This is a genomic window from Hydrogenophaga sp. PAMC20947, assembly GCF_004795855.1.
In the GTDB taxonomy this organism is placed as follows: domain Bacteria; phylum Pseudomonadota; class Gammaproteobacteria; order Burkholderiales; family Burkholderiaceae_C; genus Hydrogenophaga.
This window is the reverse complement of record NZ_CP039252.1, coordinates 1,558,629-1,573,686: the sequence shown is the minus strand read 5'-3', so window position 1 is coordinate 1,573,686 and position 15,058 is coordinate 1,558,629. Positions and strand designations below refer to the sequence as shown.

The window sequence follows — 15,058 nt, the reverse complement described above, 5'->3', positions numbered from 1 at the left end:
ATGCTGTCCATCCGCTTAACATCGCCGAATGAATACCCTCGCTTCTGCCATGCCTGCAGCGCCCGTCGTTTCGCTGCGGCAAGACGCTTCCATCATCGGACTGGTGGGCCTGGCCCACGCCACTTCCCACTTCTCACATCTGTTGCTGGCGCCCCTGTTTCCGATCTTCATTCGTGAATTTGGGCTGAGTTTTTCCGATGTCGGGATGCTCATGACCCTCTTTTTTGTGGTCTCCGGTTCCGGGCAGGCGCTTTCCGGGTTTCTGGTGGACCGGATCGGCGCACGACCGGTGTTGCTGGGTGCGATCGTGTGTTTCCTGCTGGCGTCGCTGGTGGCTTCCCAGGCCACCAGCTATGGCGGCCTGCTGATGGTGGCGGCGCTGGCCGGTTTGGGCAATGCCCCGTTTCATCCGGCGGATTTCACCATCCTCAACCAGCGTGTTTCAGCGCCTCGCCTGGGCCACGCATTCAGCGTCCATGGCCTCACGGGCAACCTTGGCTGGGCCTTGGCCCCTGTTTTTCTGGTGGGGATCAGCGCGCTGTCTGACTGGCGCACGGCTTACCTGGCTGCTGCGGGCCTGAATGTGGTGGTGCTGGCGGTGTTGGTCTGGCAGCGCGACAAGCTGCTCACCGAAGTCGTGCCGCGGTCGGCGGAGCACGCGCAAGGCAGTGATCTGGCCTTTCTCAAACTGCCGGTGGTGTGGTGGTGTTTCGCATTCTTCTTCTTGTCTACGATGACTTTGGCGGTGGTGCAAAGCTTTGCCCCGTCCATACTGAAGGCGCTGCACGGCGTCAGCGTGGAAGCCGCCACGCTCACCATCAGTGCCTACATGCTGTGCGGTGCCGCCGGCATTTTGGTGGGCGGCTTTGTGGCTGCCTATGGCCAGCACCACCGCTTTTCAAGCGACCGTGTGGTGGCGTTCAGCATGTCCAGTGGCGCTGTGTTGTTGTTGCTCAGCGCAACCGGGTGGCTGGGGAGCACGGGCTCCATGGTGGCGCTGGCCATCACCGGTTTCGCGGTGGGTGTGGGCGGACCGAGCCGCGACATGATGATCAAGAAAGCCGCGCCCGCTGGCGCCACCGGTCGCGTGTACGGCACGGTGTACTCCGGCCTCGATGCCGGTTTTGCGGTTTCGCCTTTGCTGTTCGGCGTGTTCATGGACCGGGGCTGGTACGCCAGCACCCTGGCGGGGGCCGCTTTTGTGCTGGGTCTGTCGGTTTTTGCGGCAGTCGGTGTCGGGCGGCGGACAGCAAAGGTTCGATAGCGCGGCACAATGCCGGTTATGACACCCACAATTGCCGGACACCTGCTGGTTGAATGTTTGATTGCCCAAGGCGTGACCCACGCCTTTGGCGTGCCGGGCGAGAGCTTCCTCGCTGTGCTAGACGGCTTCCATGCCTGCCGCGATCGCATCCAGTTTGTGGTCAACCGCCAGGAAGGCGGCGCTTCTTTCATGGCCGAGGCCCAGGGCAAGCTGACCGGGCGGCCCGGCATCTGCTTTGTCACCCGGGGGCCAGGCGCCACGAATGCCTCCATTGGGGTGCACACCGCTTTTCAGGACAGCACCCCCATGGTGCTTTTCGTTGGTGATGTCGCCAGCGAAGCCCGCGACCGGGAAGCGTTCCAGGAAGTGGACTTCGCCGCGTTTTTCGGCCCCAGCACCAAAGGTATGGCCAAGCGGGTCGAGCGCATTGACGATGCGCGCCGCATCCCCGAGTACATCGCGCGGGCCTTTTCCACCGCCATGAACGGCCGCCCAGGCCCTGTGGTGCTGGTGTTGCCCGAAGACATGCTGACCCACATGGTGGAAGCCCAACCGCTGCCCCGTGTGGAGCCGGTGCAGGCCTGGAGCGATCCCGGGGCTTTGCGAAAACTGCGCGAGCTGTTGTTGTCGGCCGAGCGGCCTTTGGTGCTGGCGGGCGGCGGAGGCTGGACCCCGCAGGCCGCGGCGGCCTTGCAACGCTTCGCCGAAGCCTGGCATTTGCCGGTGTGCAACACTTTTCGGTTTCAGGACTGCTTTGACAACCGCCACCCCCTGTATGCGGGCGATGTGGGCCTGGGCATCAACCCGGCCCTGGCCCAACGTGTCAAGGCATCGGATTTGTTGATCGCGCTGGGCCCGCGCCTGGGCGAATCCACCACCGCAGGCTACACCCTCATTGAGGCCCCGGTGCCGGCTCAGCGGCTGGTGCACATCCACGCCGATCCGCAAGAGCTGGGGCGGGTGTACCAACCGACTTTGGCCATTTGCGCCACCATGAACGCGGCCGCCCGCAGCCTGGAGGTGCTCAGCCCGCCCGCTGCGGCCCCAACGGCGAGTGGGCCAGAGGCGGCGGGTTCCGCGCTGCCCGATGTGCCTTGGATCGCCTGGGCCCAAGCTTGTCAGGCCGACTACCAGGCCAACATCGATCCCGCCAACGGGGGCGTGCAGTTGCCTGGCTCCATCGACATGCCCGCCATCATCCACGTGCTGCAGCAACACCTGCCGGATGATGCCGTGTTGACCAACGGGGCGGGCAATTTTGCCAGCTGGCTGCACCGGTTTTACCAGTACCCCGGGCTGGTGCACGGACACAAAACCCAACTGGCGCCCACCAACGGTGCCATGGGCTACGGTGTGCCCGCAGGCATCGCTGCAGCCTTGCTCACAGGCCGCACAGCATTCACCATCGCAGGCGATGGCGATTTTCTGATGAACGGGCAGGAGCTGGCCACTGCGGTGCAACACGGTGGCAAGACCATCATCCTGTTGCTCAACAACGGCACCTTCGGGACGATTCGCATGCACCAGGAGCGCGAGTACCCCGCGCGGGTGGTCGCATCCGACCTGAAAAACCCGGATTTTTGTGCGCTGGCTCAAGCCTATGGCTACGGCGCCGAGCGTGTGACCCACACAGAGGGTTTTGAGCCCGCGCTTCTGCGCGCACTCGCCAGCCAGACCGGCACGCTGATCGAGGTGATGCTGGATCCCGAGGTCATCACCACCCGGGGCACCCTGTCGGCCATCCGCAACCGGGCTCGGTAGTCCGTCACGCTGGCGGCGTCTTTGTGTTGGTTTGGGTAATGGATCACAGACCTGCCGGTAGTGATGCACTTACATGAGAGGCTTCCAAGGCCTACTCTGAAGGCATCAATCAAGAGCAGGAGCCAACCATGTGGACATCGAACGATCAAGCGACCAGCAGCCGTTACGAGGCCCGTCCGATGGTGGTGCGCGAGACCTCGCTTGAGGCCAGTTTGCTGTTGCGCATGATGGACGAGGTGGATCATGGCATGCTGGTGATCGACGCCGACGGCGTGCTGCGCCACGCCAACCACCTGGCCCGCTTCGAGATGGCGCAGTCGCGCTTCATCATGAGCCATGGCCAGTTGCTGCTGGGTGCCACCACCGGGTATTCCCAGAAAATCGAACATGCGACCAAACAGGCACTCAAGGGCCAGCGCCAGCTGGTGTCATTGCAGGCTGATGACCGGGAGCTGTCGCTGGCATTCGTGCCGTTGAGCCACGCGCTTGAGTCCGATGCGCCGACCGTGCTGGTGTTGCTGTCGCGCCAAAACGCCTGTGAAAACCTGGCCGTGCGCATGTACGCTCGCGCCAACCACCTCAGCCCCAGCGAAGAGGCCGTGTTGATTGCCTTGTGCAAGGGCTGTACCATCCCGGAAATCGCACACGAGCACCGGGTTGCGCCCTCAACGGTGCGCACACAGATCAAGGCGCTGCGCACCAAGACCGGCTGCTCCAGCATCCGGATGATCATGCTGAGGGTCAACAGCCTGCCGCCAGTGATGTCGGCTTTGCGCTCCATCTCGCCCATGCCTCACAATGCCATGGAGTTTGTTTGATCATGAGTGCCCATGCCCACACGCTTTGCCGCGTCCATTTCTCCATCCCAAGAACCTTCCCAGCATGTCGCGGCCCTGGCCCGGCGTGGGGTGCAACGGCGGTATCGCCGCGGTGCCCTGCTGATCCAGGAAGGTGAAACCGGCGACACCCTCTACATCGTGCTGGAGGGCAAGCTTCGCGCGTTCCTTTCAGACGAAAATGGCAAGGAACTGACGCTGGGGGTGTATGGGCCGCAGGAGTATGTGGGTGAAATGTCCCTTGACGGCGGGCCCAGGTCGGCCCATGTGGAAGCCATGGCGCCAACCGTGTGCTCCGTCGTATCCCGAGATCAACTGCTGATCTACATATCGGAGCAGCCTGAGTTCGCATTTGAGCTGATGGGCCGCCTGATCCGGCGTGCCCGCCTGGCGACCGAGAGCGCCCGCAGCGTGGCCTTGATCGACGTGTACGGCCGGCTGGTCAGGCTGCTCAACCAGTACCTCGACAAAGCGCTTGAACCGGTAGCGCAGGAGCGGCGTTTGCGCGAACGCATGACCCATCAACAAATGGCCCAACACCTCGCCTGTTCGCGGGAAATGGTGAGCCGCTTGCTCAAGGACCTGGAAACCGGTGGCTACATCAGCGTGAGAGACCGCTGGATCTGGGTGCTCAAACCGTTGCCAGCGCGGTGGTGATGGTGGCTCCGGGCATGCTGTCGGTTTGATCTGAAAGGAAAGGCGTCGGTAGACGCCTTTCCCGCCTCAGTCATCCAGCAACTCGCGTGCTTTTTGAGGCGACGAGCTGCTGGTTCCGGCCAGCCGTGCCGTGGAGGCACTGAGGGTTCCTGCCGCCACAAGGCCCCACAAGACGGCATTGTCGTCGGAAGGTCGCAGCGTGTCCGGGACCTTTTTCACCCCAGGGCGCTGAGGGCGTGACGCATCCGGATCTGGCAACTGTGGGGAATAGCGGGCGAACTTGCTCAAGGCGCCCATTGCCGGATCGAAGGCCCGCCGGGTGCCGCCCACGCTCACCGTGCGTTGCCCGGTGGACAGGCTGTTGAACGTGCCACTCCGGCGGATGGGTGTGGGGTTTTCAGGATGGTCAACGAACGAGTTCAGGTTGCCGCTGGTGTCGTAGCGCGCATCCTCAAAATACGACTGGCGGGCGCCTGTGTGCTGGCCCAGTGCCACGTCATCGCGCTCGATATAGGCGTCAAACGTGACTGGGGTTGCGCCCTCGTTGCTCAGGCTGACCTTCCAGACACCACTGGGCGCCGTGGCCACATGATTCTCGAAACTGAAAGTGGGCGCCAGTGCGATCAGGGCACAGGTGCCGTGCGCACCCAGCGCAGCATCTCGCGGGTAAATGAGGGCACACAGCGGATGATCCGCCTTTCTTGTGGCCGAGCCGGTCCAGATGCCCGACTGGCCGAGGCGCAGGGCGGGCAATGGGGTGTCGTTGCCCGGTGGGGTCAGCTCGATGGCGATCTGATCGGCGCCTTCGGGCAGCCAGATTTCCAGGAAGCTCTGTGTGTGGTCGTCGGGCTGCACGCGCCAGTGCAGCGGGCAGCAGGCACCCGGAGCCAGTGTGTCGTTGGCGTGGGTGCGGCTCTGGTAGGCATTGCCTGCGGGCACCGTGATCTGCAGCCGGCCGTCGAGCAGGTCGATCAGTTGATCCATCGCTGCTTCCAGAATCGATGAACCGTCGTGGGGACCGGCCAGCGTGCCCCAGCTGATGTTGACCACCACTTCGGCGCTGGGCGCGCAACGCGCCAGAATGTACATCAGGCCGTCGAGCACGCTCACGTTCATTGCGCCGCCCGAAGTGTCCTGGATGTTGGACCAGTCCAGTTGCACTGCGATCAGATCGCAGCGGCTGGCGGCATCGTTCGACGGCATGTGGGGGATGTCCACCCCCGCAGCCAGGCTCATGACATGGGTGCCGTGGTTCACCGGGCGGGCCAGGTCCCAGAGCTGGAAGTGCCGGTAGAGCGCTTCTTCGTCCAGTGCGCCGCCTGTGGGCGTATGACGCTTCATGGCTTTGTCGATGGTGGCGGCATCCAGTTCGTGGCCATAGCCGAGATCGTCCGGCGTCGGTCCGGCGCGCAGGGGGTCCAGCGGCACGTGACCGTCGCCGTCCTGGTTCTGGCTGGGCCAAGGCCCGCCGTAGCAGCTGTCCTGGCGCCAGAAGTGCTGCACGCGGGGGCCACCTTGGCGATTCAGAAAGGTCGTGTTGGCAAGCGCCAGTCCGCCGTCGATCAGGCCGAGTACCTTGCCTGTGAGCCGCGCTGGCGCGTGTGCAGGTTGGCTCGGGGTGTTTGTCGCAGAGGGTGTCTTTGTTGACGGTTCACAGGGGTTGCGGATCGCATGGGTGTGGCTCCCCACCGGCAGGCCCAGCTCAAAGCGTTCGATCAGCTGTTTGAAGGCTGGTCGCTTGCGCAGGTGTTCAAAAAAAGCGGGTTTGACCCGTGCGCTGCAATAACGCAACCCGGGCACGCTCAGGTAAACCTGTGGAATCTGCAACCAGCGTGTGTGCGAGGCGTCGACCAAGGCCGACACCGTGGCGTTGGCGGCCAGCTCGATGGCGATGGGCAGCCATTTGATTTTTCCATGCCGGCGGTGCCGTTGGGCGTAGCCGGCGAAATCGTCGGCTTCAGCCCAGACCAGGTAGGGGTCCTGCCCGTCGATTGCACCAGAGCGGCGCCAGTGCGTGCCCGTGAAACCGCCTTGAGGCAGTGGTTTCCATCGCCCCGGGGCGCTCATGCCCACTCCTTGACGGCTTCCTTCCACAGCCAGGCCACCAGTGGCGCCTGACCGACCGCCGTGGCACGCGATTCCCGGGAGTAGCCGTGACCATGGTCCAGTGACTGGTGCAAGGTGAAATCCAGGGCTGCTCCGTTGGCCTCTTCGTATTGGCGACCATCGAAGCCCCGTTCGTGCACCTTGCCGCCCGTGGCGCGTGCCACGACGAATTCGGCCAATGCCGTGCCTAACTGACGCCCAACGGCGCTGTCCACCGGGTAATGAAGCCCGGCGACGGTGCGGTTCACTGCGATGCGGGCAGCCAGGCGCTGCAATTGTTCGCGGCTGTCTGCACCGTTGTGACTGCCGTGAGGCGAGGCGGCGTCCAGCAGTGTTTCGATCAAGGTGGCCGTGAGAAAGGCTTCGGTGGCATGACCGCTGGGCCAACTGCCATGGCCCGGTGTGGGAATCATGGGCTGGATCTGCGGCGAGAATTCCACCGGGCGCGGTATGGCGAAGATGTGCTTGAAGCGCATTTCCACGTGAATGGCCAGACCAAAGGCGAGGTCCAGCAGTTGCAGTGTCTTCTTGTGGCGGTGTTCGTGCAGGCCGATCACCGAGGCCCAGAAGGGCAGTGGGTAAGGCAACTGGGCCACAATTTCGCTGGCGCGGTCCGGCCGCAAATCGGCGTAAGCCGCCACCAGATCGAGCTGCTTTTTGAGCTGCGCTTTGCGCGGTGCTCGCAGGGTGAGCAGTGGCTTGCGTTGAAGGGTCGTGGCCTGCAGGTTGGCATATTCCAGCCGGGCCTGTTTGGCGCTGTTGTTGGTCTTGAACAGCAGGCCTTCGACCAGCTCGGTGAAGCAGGCCGTGATCCGGGGGCCATCGCTCCACAACGCCAGATTGGCGGGGTCATCAAACGCCGGGTCCTTGACATGCAGCGAAGGACCGGTGTAAGGGCCAACGATGGCTGAGCGACTGATGGTGAGTGCGTTGGCATTGGCAAAACCTCCTCCACTCGTTCCTCCACTTGTACCTCCACTCGTACCTCCACTCGTACCTCCACTCGTACCTCCACTCGTACCTCCACTCGTTCCTCCACTCATAAATTCTCCTAGGGTTTGGTGTGTTCGTCGATTTTTTTAATAAGAACGCTTTTCTAGCTTTACTAGTGCGTTCGCTACACGCTTCCTGAGGCGGCTTTCACCGCCAGCTGCTAGATAGCCTTCCACTGTAAAGTCAGGCTGAAGCAACTTCAATGTTTTGTAGGACTCCTGCGCCTTATCAAGCTGACCCAACTCATACTGGGACACGATTAGGCATCTGATCGTTGGCAGGTGATAGCGGTTCTTCAGCAAGGACAACTTGCACAACTCGATGGAACGTGCCCATTCTTCGCTGGCAGCACAACACGTCGCTAGCATCATTTCAAAGTAGTAGCGCTGTGGGTCAAGCGGGGACAGGTTCAGAGCGTTTTCCGCTTCAATCACCGAGTCTTGAGAAGCTCCCCACATAGAGGACCAGACGCAGCTGTAAAGCCACGCCATCGGATCATTGGGGTTGCTCTGCGTCGCTTCCTGTAGCAACCGGTGTGATCCGTCCACATCGTTGCCCAAGTGGCACAGTGCATGGCCTTTGATGGCCATCGCCAGCGCGCTGTTGGGCTCCAGGTCGAGCGCCTGGTCAGCGACGCTGACCGCACGGCGAAAGTCATTGGCTGGATCGCTGGACATGCCTTGCACCACCTGCATGATGTGCCACTTGGCCAGCCAGGCCAAAGGCGCCGCCACGCGCTTGTGGCGCTCGGCCACGGCTTCCAGCAGCTGCTGGCTGCGCTGCAGGTCGCGCGGTGTTGAGCGGTGCATGAGGGTGATGCCGCCGAGCATGAGCGCGTTGCTGTCCAGCTGGGGCAGTGGTTGCACCAGCGTGTGTTGCACTTCGGCGTTGAGCATGGCGTGTGCGCAGGCCATGCTCAGCTTGTTGATGAGCTCGCTTTCCTCCTGCATCAAATCCATGGTGTCGCCGCTCAGGCGCTCGGCCCACACGACTTCACCGCGCCGGGTGTCGGACAACTCGGCGGTGATCATCACCTTGTTGCCCAGGGTGGCGTAGCCCCCGCCGAGCACGAACGGTGCATCGAGCCGGGCGTTGATTTCACCGGGTGTGGCACCCCGGCCGCGAAACGCGGTGGTGCTCATGCGCGAGATCACACGGATGTGCTGGCTGCGCGCGAGCTGGGTGATCACGCCGTCGGCAATGAGCTCTCCGATCACAAAGTGTTCGGGGGAGGGCGTGCGCGCCTCGAATGGGATAACGGCGATGGAAGGCCGAAAGTCGGTGGCGGGGGCTTCGCGCCGCTCGGGGCGCCAGGTGAAGGGGGCGTTGCTGACGGGGTGCACCCGCCAGGTGCGCACCGGTTCGGGCCAGTGCTTGAGGTAGCTCTCGCCCATGTCTTCTACGTCGCAGTCCACGCCATCGACAATGCTGTCGCGCACAGGAGCCGTGATCACGGTGCCGCCCGGCTCGGCCAGGCTGGTGATGCGGGCGGCTAGGTTCACGCCGTGGCCATAGACATCGTGCTCGGCGCGGTAGAGGTGGGTGACATGAATGCCTGCTCGGATGAGCATCTGACTCTCGGGCGCCTGGGTGGCGTTGAAGGGGTCGAAATAGCGGTGCATGGCCAAGGCAGCTTGCACCCCATGGGTGCTTTCTTCGAACTCCACGAGCAAACCATCGCCCAGGCTTTTGACCAGCCTGCCGCCGTGCAGCGGCAGCAGTTGCGTTTGTGCATGTTGCACAAAGCCATGCCACTGGCTCACGACAGCGGACTCGTTGAGTGACATGAGGCGCACGGACTCCACCAAGTCGACCACCAGCACCGCCTTCTGGTGTTCCAGTGGCGGTAGTAACGATGTGGTCGCGTGCAGGAGGGAATCGTCGAATTCACGGTCCATCATGGCCTTGTCAACTGAACGTGTCATACCTTCAATGGGGGATGTTTCGGCGTCAGTCTCTCACAATTGGCCCGCTGCGCGAGCGAAAGTTAGCGCTTTCGTATCGGTCAGGGGGGAGGCTGGCCGGGTACGGCTCAATCAGATCCAGCCACCAGCAGGCGAAAAAAAACCGGCAAGTTGCCGGTTTTCCTTTCGCTGCGCCTGGGTGCCAGGCGCTTGCTCCGAATCACTTCAGGTGTTCGTTGATCATCTTGGTCATTTCGAACATCGAAGCTTGGGCTTTCTTGAAGATTTCCTTCAGCTTGGCATCGGCGTTGATCATGCGGCGGTTCATCGCGTCTTGCAGATCATTCTTCTTGATGTAGGCCCAAACCTGCTTGGTCACTTCGGTGCGTGGCAGGGGGGTGCTGCCGACGATGGCGGCCAGCGCAGCGCTGGGCGTCATGGCTTTCATGAAGGCTGCGTTGGGGGTGCGCTTCTTGGCTGGAGCTGCTTTTTTAGCTGGCGCAGCCGTTTTGGCAGGAGCGGCTTTCTTGGCAGGAGCGGCTTTTTTGGCGGGCGCAGCGGCCTTTTTCGCCGGCGCGGCTTTCTTTGCTGGTGCTGCCGCCGTCTTGGCCGGAGCGGCTTTTTTCGCCGGAGCTTTTTTTGCAGTTGCCATGATTGAAAATCCTTCTAGAAGTGTGGTGTGCACCAGCGGAAAACACGCTTTCACACCGGTGTCTCGGATGCTAATGGAGTTGAAACCCCCTTCCAAGCGGGAATCACCGATTTATTGTGGGTTTTGAGGGTCTGGGTCGTTTGCATTGGCGTTGAAAACAACACTTCGCACCGCGGGAGGCGCAAGCGACCTGTCAGAGGCCTCCCCCATGATGCAATTGAGTTGCTTTCAAACACTGTTTCGGGAGGACGTTTTCCATGTCAGATACCCTTGGTTTTGCCACCTGTGATTTGTGCGATGCCCGCAAAAACGATGACACCGGTACGTTCCGCGTGTTGCCGCCGGTGTTCCGGGATTTCGGTGCGCGCCTTCGGTTCGCCGGCCCGGTGGTCACCGTGAAATGCTTCGAAGACAACAGCCTGGTCAGGGCTGCGGTGGAGAGTCCGGGCGACGGTCGGGTGCTGGTGGTGGATGGCGGCGCCTCCTTGCGCCGCGCCTTGTTGGGCGGCAATCTGGGTTCGGCCGCTGCGCGCAACGGCTGGGCCGGTGTGGTGATCGACGGTTGTGTGCGCGATGTGGTGGAACTGGCGGCCTGTAAGGTGGGCATACGCGCACTGGCCAGTATTCCATTGCCAACCGAAAAGCGGGGCGAAGGCCAAGCCGGTGTGGCGGTGCAGATTCAGGGCGTTTGGGTACGCCCCGGAGACTGGCTGTACGCCGACGAAGATGGCATCGTGGTCTCTGCGGTTGCCATCCACCCCTGACCAGACTGCGAAATCTCGCAGGCGGTGAGCGCGGCGAGGGTTCAGACCGAGAGGCCCTTGTAGAGCATGTAGGCCGCGAGCAGGTAAAGGATGGACGCGAAGACGCGCTTCAAAGATTGAACCGGCAAGGCGTGTGCAGCGCGCACACCTTGCGGCGCCATCAACACACTGGCCACCGCGATCACGAGCAGGGCAGGCAGGTACACGTATCCCAGCGAGCCAGGCGGCAAATTGCTGACATGCTGGCCCGCGATCACGTAGCCCACCACGTTGGCCAGCGCAATTGGAAAGCCCAGGCCTGCGCTGGTGGCGACAGCGTTGTGGATGGCCACGTTGCACCAGGTCATAAAAGGCACGCTGACAAAACCCCCACCAGCGCCCACCAGGCCTGACAAGAATCCGATCACGGTACCGGCGCCCAGCTGGCCTGCGGGCCCAGGGAGGGTGCGGGTTCCTTTTGGCTTTTTGTTCAGCAGCATCTGGGTGGCCGAGAAAGCCACAAAGGCGGCAAAGAGCAGGGCCAGCCACTTGCCTTTGAGCAAAGCAAAAACGCCCATGCTGGCCAGCAAGGCGCCAAGCACGATGCCCGGGGCGAGCAGCTTCACGATGTCCCAGCGCACCGAGCCGCGCTTGTGGTGGGCGCGCACGCTGGACATGGAGGTGAAGATGATGGTGGCCATGGAGGTGGCAATGGCCATCTTGACCGCAAGGTCGGGGGGCACACCTCTTCCGCCGAGGATCACCGTGAGAAAAGGCACCATGATCATGCCGCCGCCGATGCCCAAGAGGCCGGCCAGAAAGCCGGTGCACAGGCCCAGAGCAGCCAGCTCGACGATCAGCAGGGGTTCAAACGTCATGAGGAAAAGAAGGAGTGCGTCCGGAGCGGGTGCCCTGTCCAGGGCAGCCGTGGACCCGGCTTGGCCGGGCCACAGGCTGCGTCACCCCACTCGAAGGAGCGGGAGGAAGACGCGAAGTGGCTCGGGGGGGGTGGGGGTGGTCGGAATAAGGTGTCTGCAAGTGCCACCGGACCGTCATCCTGAACCGGGGGTTCAGGTGGGCGAGGGCAGCCTGACTTCGGGTTCATCTAACGCGAGATGCTCACACCTATCAGGAAATGTACCAAGCCCATGCTCAATGAGCATTGGTTCAAGGAAATATTAAGCCCGGCATGCACTGCAGACAAGTGCATTGTAGGCCCGATATTGTGCGTTTGCAGAAGCGAAAGCGCAGATGGGTGCCGGGTGTGCCGATCAGCCGACGATCGGCAGGATGATCAGATCAACTGGCCGTCACTGCCCAGGGCTTCGTCGAGCCGGCGCAGAAGATCGTGCATGCGTGTCTCGGTCGCTGGATCGGATTCGGATGAAGCGACAGCGGTGCCCGCTGCGCTGAATGCAGTGGTCTCACGTGGGCCGAAGGTGCTGGGAGAGGTAAAGGCTTCCGACTCTTTCTGAGACAGCTCAAAAGCCAGGTTGAGCGAAGCCAGCACGGCGATGCGGTCGCGCGCCTTGACCTTGCCTGCGTCGCGGATGCGGCACATGGCGGTGTCAACGCGCTCCACGGCATCGAGCAGCGACGACTCGCCGCCCGGCGGGCAAGCCAGCAAGTAACTCTGACCCATGATTTGCACTTCGACCTGTTTGATCGCCGATTTGTTCATGGTTCGGAATCCTTGTGGTCAACGCCATCAGCAGGCTCGACGCTATCGGGCGACGGCAGTCGGTCCAGCAAGGCTTCGACGCGTGCCCTTGCTGCATGCAAGCGCGATTTGAGAGCGTCCCGCTCGGTCTGCAGGTTGCTCACCTGGCCCACCAGCAAGGCATTGGTGCGCTGCAATTCCTGGTGGCGCAGTAACAAGCGCTCGACGCGCTCGGAGATCTGGTCAATGGGATGTGGTTGGGCCATGGTGTGGGTAGGTTGCCATGTCATTGTAGGGTTGTCGACAGAATATGGGCCTTACAATGCTGCCTGTTGGTGCTCGCGGTGTGGTTCACATGCCGCAGTTCAACGGGAAGCAGGAGGGAAAGTTCACACGAACGGACCTAACCTGCGCTGCCCCCGCAACGGTAAGCAGACGAGCGCCCCCCATTCATTGAGGTGCCTCAGCTTTCATCTTTCACCACTGGGTATTGTCAAATGCCTGGGAAGGTCATGAAGGTCGTTCTGCCAGCCCGGATACCGGCCAACAAGGCGGAATCGCGTCTTTCAGACGCGCTTTCATGACGCTCAGGCACCGTCGGGGAAGGCGGTGAGGGCACTGTCTTTTTTGCTTGTCACCATGAACTTTAATCACCTGCGCGCGCCTTTGGCCGTGCTGCCGCTCGCCTTGATCGCGGCTTATTCCCACGCCCAGACCACGCCAGCTCCCAGCCTCCCCGTCACGGTGGTCACCGCCACCCGTGTGGCACAGCCCCTAACCGACGTGGTGGCCGATGTCACCATCGTTGATCGCGACACCATTGACCGCAGCGGTGCCACTGGCCTTGCGGATCTCTTGGGTCAGTTGCCCGGTGTTTCATTTGTCCGCAATGGCGGGCCTGGCGCGACCACCAGCGTGTACCTGCGCGGTGCCGAAACCCGCTTTACCGCGGTATTCATTGACGGCGTTCGCATTGATTCCCAATCCACCGGCGGCGCGAGCTGGAATGCCATTCCCTTGTCGCAGATCGATCGCATCGAAGTGGTGCGTGGTCCAGCGGCGGCGGTGTATGGCTCCGATGCATTGGGTGGTGTGATTCAGATCTTCACGCGCAAAGGCGAGGCTGGATTTTCGCCCAGCATCGAGATGGGCTTTGGCAGCCACGGCACCCGCAAACTCAGCGCAGCGCTCAGTGGCCAGCAAGGCGCAGTGGACTACGCCTTGGGCGTCTCACGTGAAACCAGCGATGGGTTCAATGCGCAACCCGATAGCAACCCCGATGAAGATGGCTACCGCAGCACCGCCGTTTCAGGCCGTTTGGGCTGGCAGCTCAATGCCGCACACCGCTTGGACGCCAGCTTGCTCGACAGCGAGATGGATGCCCAATACGACGCTTTCTCCCCAGGCAATGACGACCACGGTCAGTCCGATCTGCAGACGCTGGGCTTGAACTGGTCGGCCAAATGGAGCGATGTGTATTCCAGCAAGCTGGGCGTGACGCGTGGCAAAGACCGCTATGAAACGTCGCCATCGTCTTATGTGACCGACACCAGCGTGACGAGCTATCTTTGGCAAAACAACGTCACATTGGGCGCCAGCCAGGTGACCGTGGCGCTGGAGCGCCGTGAAGACCATCTTGATAACGCCAGCACGACGCCGGTGATCTCCGAGCGTTCGCAAAACGCATTGGCGCTGGGCTATGCCTTGCGCAGCGGTGTCCACACGTTGCAACTCAACGCGCGCCGCGACGACGACAGCGAGTTCGGTGGCCACTCCACCGGCAGCGCCGCTTATGCGCTCGGCTTCGCACCAAACTGGCGTGCCATCGTGTCCGTGGGTACGGCGTTCCGCGCACCGACGTTGTATCAACGTTTCAGCGCCTACGGCCTTCCCAGTCTGCAGCCAGAAACCTCGCGTAACGTTGAGGGTGGCGTGAAATACGAAGAGCGCGGCAACAGCTTCAGCGTGATTGCCTACCGCAACAAGGTGTCGGACTTGATCACCTATGTTTCGGGGCCAGGCGATTGCGCCAACGGGTCAGGCGATTACGCCGGCTGCTATGGCAACACCGCCAACGCCCAGTACAGCGGCTTGACCGTGGCTGCTGCGCGGCGCTTTGGTCTGTTGGCACTCAGCGGTTCGCTGGATGTGCAAGACCCCAAAGACCTGGCCACTGGCAACCAGCTGGCCCGACGCGCCAAGCAAACCGCCAAGCTGGCCGCAACCTTGCCTGTGGCTGGCTGGACCGTTGGCGCGGAGACCGAGTTCGTGGGCAAACGGTTCGATGATGCCAAGAACACCAAGGAACTGGACCGCTACAGCCTGGTCAATCTGTCGGTCAGCACCGTGGTGGCCAAAGACTGGACCTTGCTTGGGCGCATCGATAACCTCGCCGACGAGGATTACGAGACCGCCAAGGGCTACGCCACCGCAGGCCGCACGTTCTACGTCGGCCTGAAATGGGCACCCAATTGAGCTGAGT

At 62.3% G+C, this 15,058-nt stretch carries 13 protein-coding genes, 1 other RNA gene and 1 riboswitch; of the genes, 6 read left to right on the top strand and 8 right to left on the bottom strand.

Features of this window, described 5'->3' with window-relative positions; translation table 11 throughout:
* Positions 1-28 precede the first annotated feature (28 nt).
* From E5678_RS07005 to E5678_RS06990, 4 genes are all read left to right on the top strand, one after another.
* Positions 29-1,264, top strand: coding sequence for an MFS transporter (locus tag E5678_RS07005; protein ID WP_136177853.1), 1,236 nt, complete (start codon positions 29-31; stop codon positions 1,262-1,264).
* Positions 1,265-1,282: 18 nt separating this feature from the next.
* Entirely contained in the window at positions 1,283-3,025 is a 1,743-nt protein-coding gene (locus E5678_RS07000; RefSeq protein WP_136177852.1) for a thiamine pyrophosphate-binding protein, read from the top strand.
* A gap of 128 nt (positions 3,026-3,153) precedes the next feature.
* The gene (locus tag E5678_RS06995) at positions 3,154-3,843 is read left to right on the top strand and encodes a LuxR C-terminal-related transcriptional regulator (RefSeq protein ID WP_136177851.1); all 690 of its coding nucleotides are present in this window, start codon (positions 3,154-3,156) and stop codon (positions 3,841-3,843) included.
* Between the two features lie 12 nt (positions 3,844-3,855).
* Positions 3,856-4,518 (top strand): Crp/Fnr family transcriptional regulator, encoded by a 663-nt coding sequence (locus E5678_RS06990; protein WP_136177850.1) that lies wholly within the window; start codon positions 3,856-3,858, stop codon positions 4,516-4,518.
* Positions 4,519-4,584: 66 nt separating this feature from the next.
* Here E5678_RS06990 and E5678_RS06985 read toward each other — a convergent pair whose 3' ends face one another.
* The 4 genes from E5678_RS06985 to E5678_RS06970 form a co-directional block, all read right to left on the bottom strand.
* Complete coding sequence (locus tag E5678_RS06985; RefSeq protein WP_136177849.1) at positions 4,585-6,585, bottom strand: hypothetical protein; 2,001 nt, start codon at positions 6,583-6,585, stop codon at positions 4,585-4,587.
* Positions 6,582-7,667 carry a phosphatase PAP2 family protein gene (locus E5678_RS06980; protein WP_136177848.1) on the bottom strand — a complete coding sequence of 362 codons (1,086 nt, stop codon included), beginning with the start codon at positions 7,665-7,667 and terminating at the stop codon, positions 6,582-6,584. Before E5678_RS06980 ends, E5678_RS06985 begins: the two co-directional genes overlap by 4 nt.
* 36 nt (positions 7,668-7,703) lie before the next feature.
* Positions 7,704-9,542 (bottom strand): adenylate/guanylate cyclase domain-containing protein, encoded by a 1,839-nt coding sequence (locus E5678_RS06975; RefSeq protein WP_136177847.1) that lies wholly within the window; start codon positions 9,540-9,542, stop codon positions 7,704-7,706.
* Positions 9,543-9,741: 199 nt separating this feature from the next.
* Entirely contained in the window at positions 9,742-10,173 is a 432-nt protein-coding gene (locus E5678_RS06970; RefSeq protein WP_136177846.1) for an SWIB/MDM2 domain-containing protein, read from the bottom strand.
* Positions 10,174-10,430: 257 nt separating this feature from the next.
* Between E5678_RS06970 and rraA the strand changes: the two genes are divergently transcribed.
* Positions 10,431-10,937 carry a ribonuclease E activity regulator RraA gene (gene rraA, locus E5678_RS06965; RefSeq protein WP_136177845.1) on the top strand — a complete coding sequence of 169 codons (507 nt, stop codon included), beginning with the start codon at positions 10,431-10,433 and terminating at the stop codon, positions 10,935-10,937.
* A gap of 41 nt (positions 10,938-10,978) precedes the next feature.
* Here the strand turns inward: rraA and E5678_RS06960 are convergent, their stop codons facing one another.
* The 4 genes from E5678_RS06960 to E5678_RS06945 all read right to left on the bottom strand — a co-directional run bounded on the left by E5678_RS06960 (position 10,979) and on the right by E5678_RS06945 (position 12,842).
* Positions 10,979-11,794 carry a sulfite exporter TauE/SafE family protein gene (locus E5678_RS06960; protein ID WP_136177844.1) on the bottom strand — a complete coding sequence of 272 codons (816 nt, stop codon included), beginning with the start codon at positions 11,792-11,794 and terminating at the stop codon, positions 10,979-10,981.
* 147 nt (positions 11,795-11,941) lie between these two features.
* Positions 11,942-12,122, bottom strand: a non-coding RNA gene (gene ssrS, locus E5678_RS06955) — 6S RNA.
* An 88-nt stretch (positions 12,123-12,210) separates the two neighbouring features.
* A complete protein-coding gene (locus E5678_RS06950; RefSeq protein WP_136180669.1) occupies positions 12,211-12,582 on the bottom strand; it encodes a cell division protein ZapA in 372 nt (123 codons plus the stop codon).
* Between the two features lie 11 nt (positions 12,583-12,593).
* Positions 12,594-12,842: a DUF904 domain-containing protein gene (locus E5678_RS06945; protein ID WP_136180668.1), complete on the bottom strand. Its 249-nt coding sequence runs from the start codon at positions 12,840-12,842 to the stop codon at positions 12,594-12,596.
* A gap of 50 nt (positions 12,843-12,892) precedes the next feature.
* A riboswitch (cobalamin riboswitch) is annotated at positions 12,893-13,139 on the top strand.
* A gap of 76 nt (positions 13,140-13,215) precedes the next feature.
* On the opposite strand from E5678_RS06945, the gene E5678_RS06940 reads away from it, so the two are divergent.
* On the top strand, positions 13,216-15,051 hold the full coding sequence (locus tag E5678_RS06940) for a TonB-dependent receptor (RefSeq protein ID WP_136177843.1): 1,836 nt from the start codon (positions 13,216-13,218) through the stop codon (positions 15,049-15,051).
* The last annotated feature ends 7 nt before the right edge of the window (positions 15,052-15,058 follow it).

Coding starts and splice junctions, on each gene's coding strand:
- E5678_RS07005 (WP_136177853.1), top strand. CDS start 29: ATGAATACCCTCGCTTCTGCCATGCCTGCAGCGCCCGTCGTTTCGCTG.
- E5678_RS07000 (WP_136177852.1), top strand. CDS start 1,283: ATGACACCCACAATTGCCGGACACCTGCTGGTTGAATGTTTGATTGCC.
- E5678_RS06995 (WP_136177851.1), top strand. CDS start 3,154: ATGTGGACATCGAACGATCAAGCGACCAGCAGCCGTTACGAGGCCCGT.
- E5678_RS06990 (WP_136177850.1), top strand. CDS start 3,856: ATGCCCACACGCTTTGCCGCGTCCATTTCTCCATCCCAAGAACCTTCC.
- E5678_RS06985 (WP_136177849.1), bottom strand. CDS start 6,585: ATGAGCGCCCCGGGGCGATGGAAACCACTGCCTCAAGGCGGTTTCACG.
- E5678_RS06980 (WP_136177848.1), bottom strand. CDS start 7,667: ATGAGTGGAGGAACGAGTGGAGGTACGAGTGGAGGTACGAGTGGAGGT.
- E5678_RS06975 (WP_136177847.1), bottom strand. CDS start 9,542: ATGACACGTTCAGTTGACAAGGCCATGATGGACCGTGAATTCGACGAT.
- E5678_RS06970 (WP_136177846.1), bottom strand. CDS start 10,173: ATGGCAACTGCAAAAAAAGCTCCGGCGAAAAAAGCCGCTCCGGCCAAG.
- rraA (WP_136177845.1), top strand. CDS start 10,431: ATGTCAGATACCCTTGGTTTTGCCACCTGTGATTTGTGCGATGCCCGC.
- E5678_RS06960 (WP_136177844.1), bottom strand. CDS start 11,794: ATGACGTTTGAACCCCTGCTGATCGTCGAGCTGGCTGCTCTGGGCCTG.
- E5678_RS06945 (WP_136180668.1), bottom strand. CDS start 12,842: ATGGCCCAACCACATCCCATTGACCAGATCTCCGAGCGCGTCGAGCGC.
- E5678_RS06940 (WP_136177843.1), top strand. CDS start 13,216: ATGAACTTTAATCACCTGCGCGCGCCTTTGGCCGTGCTGCCGCTCGCC.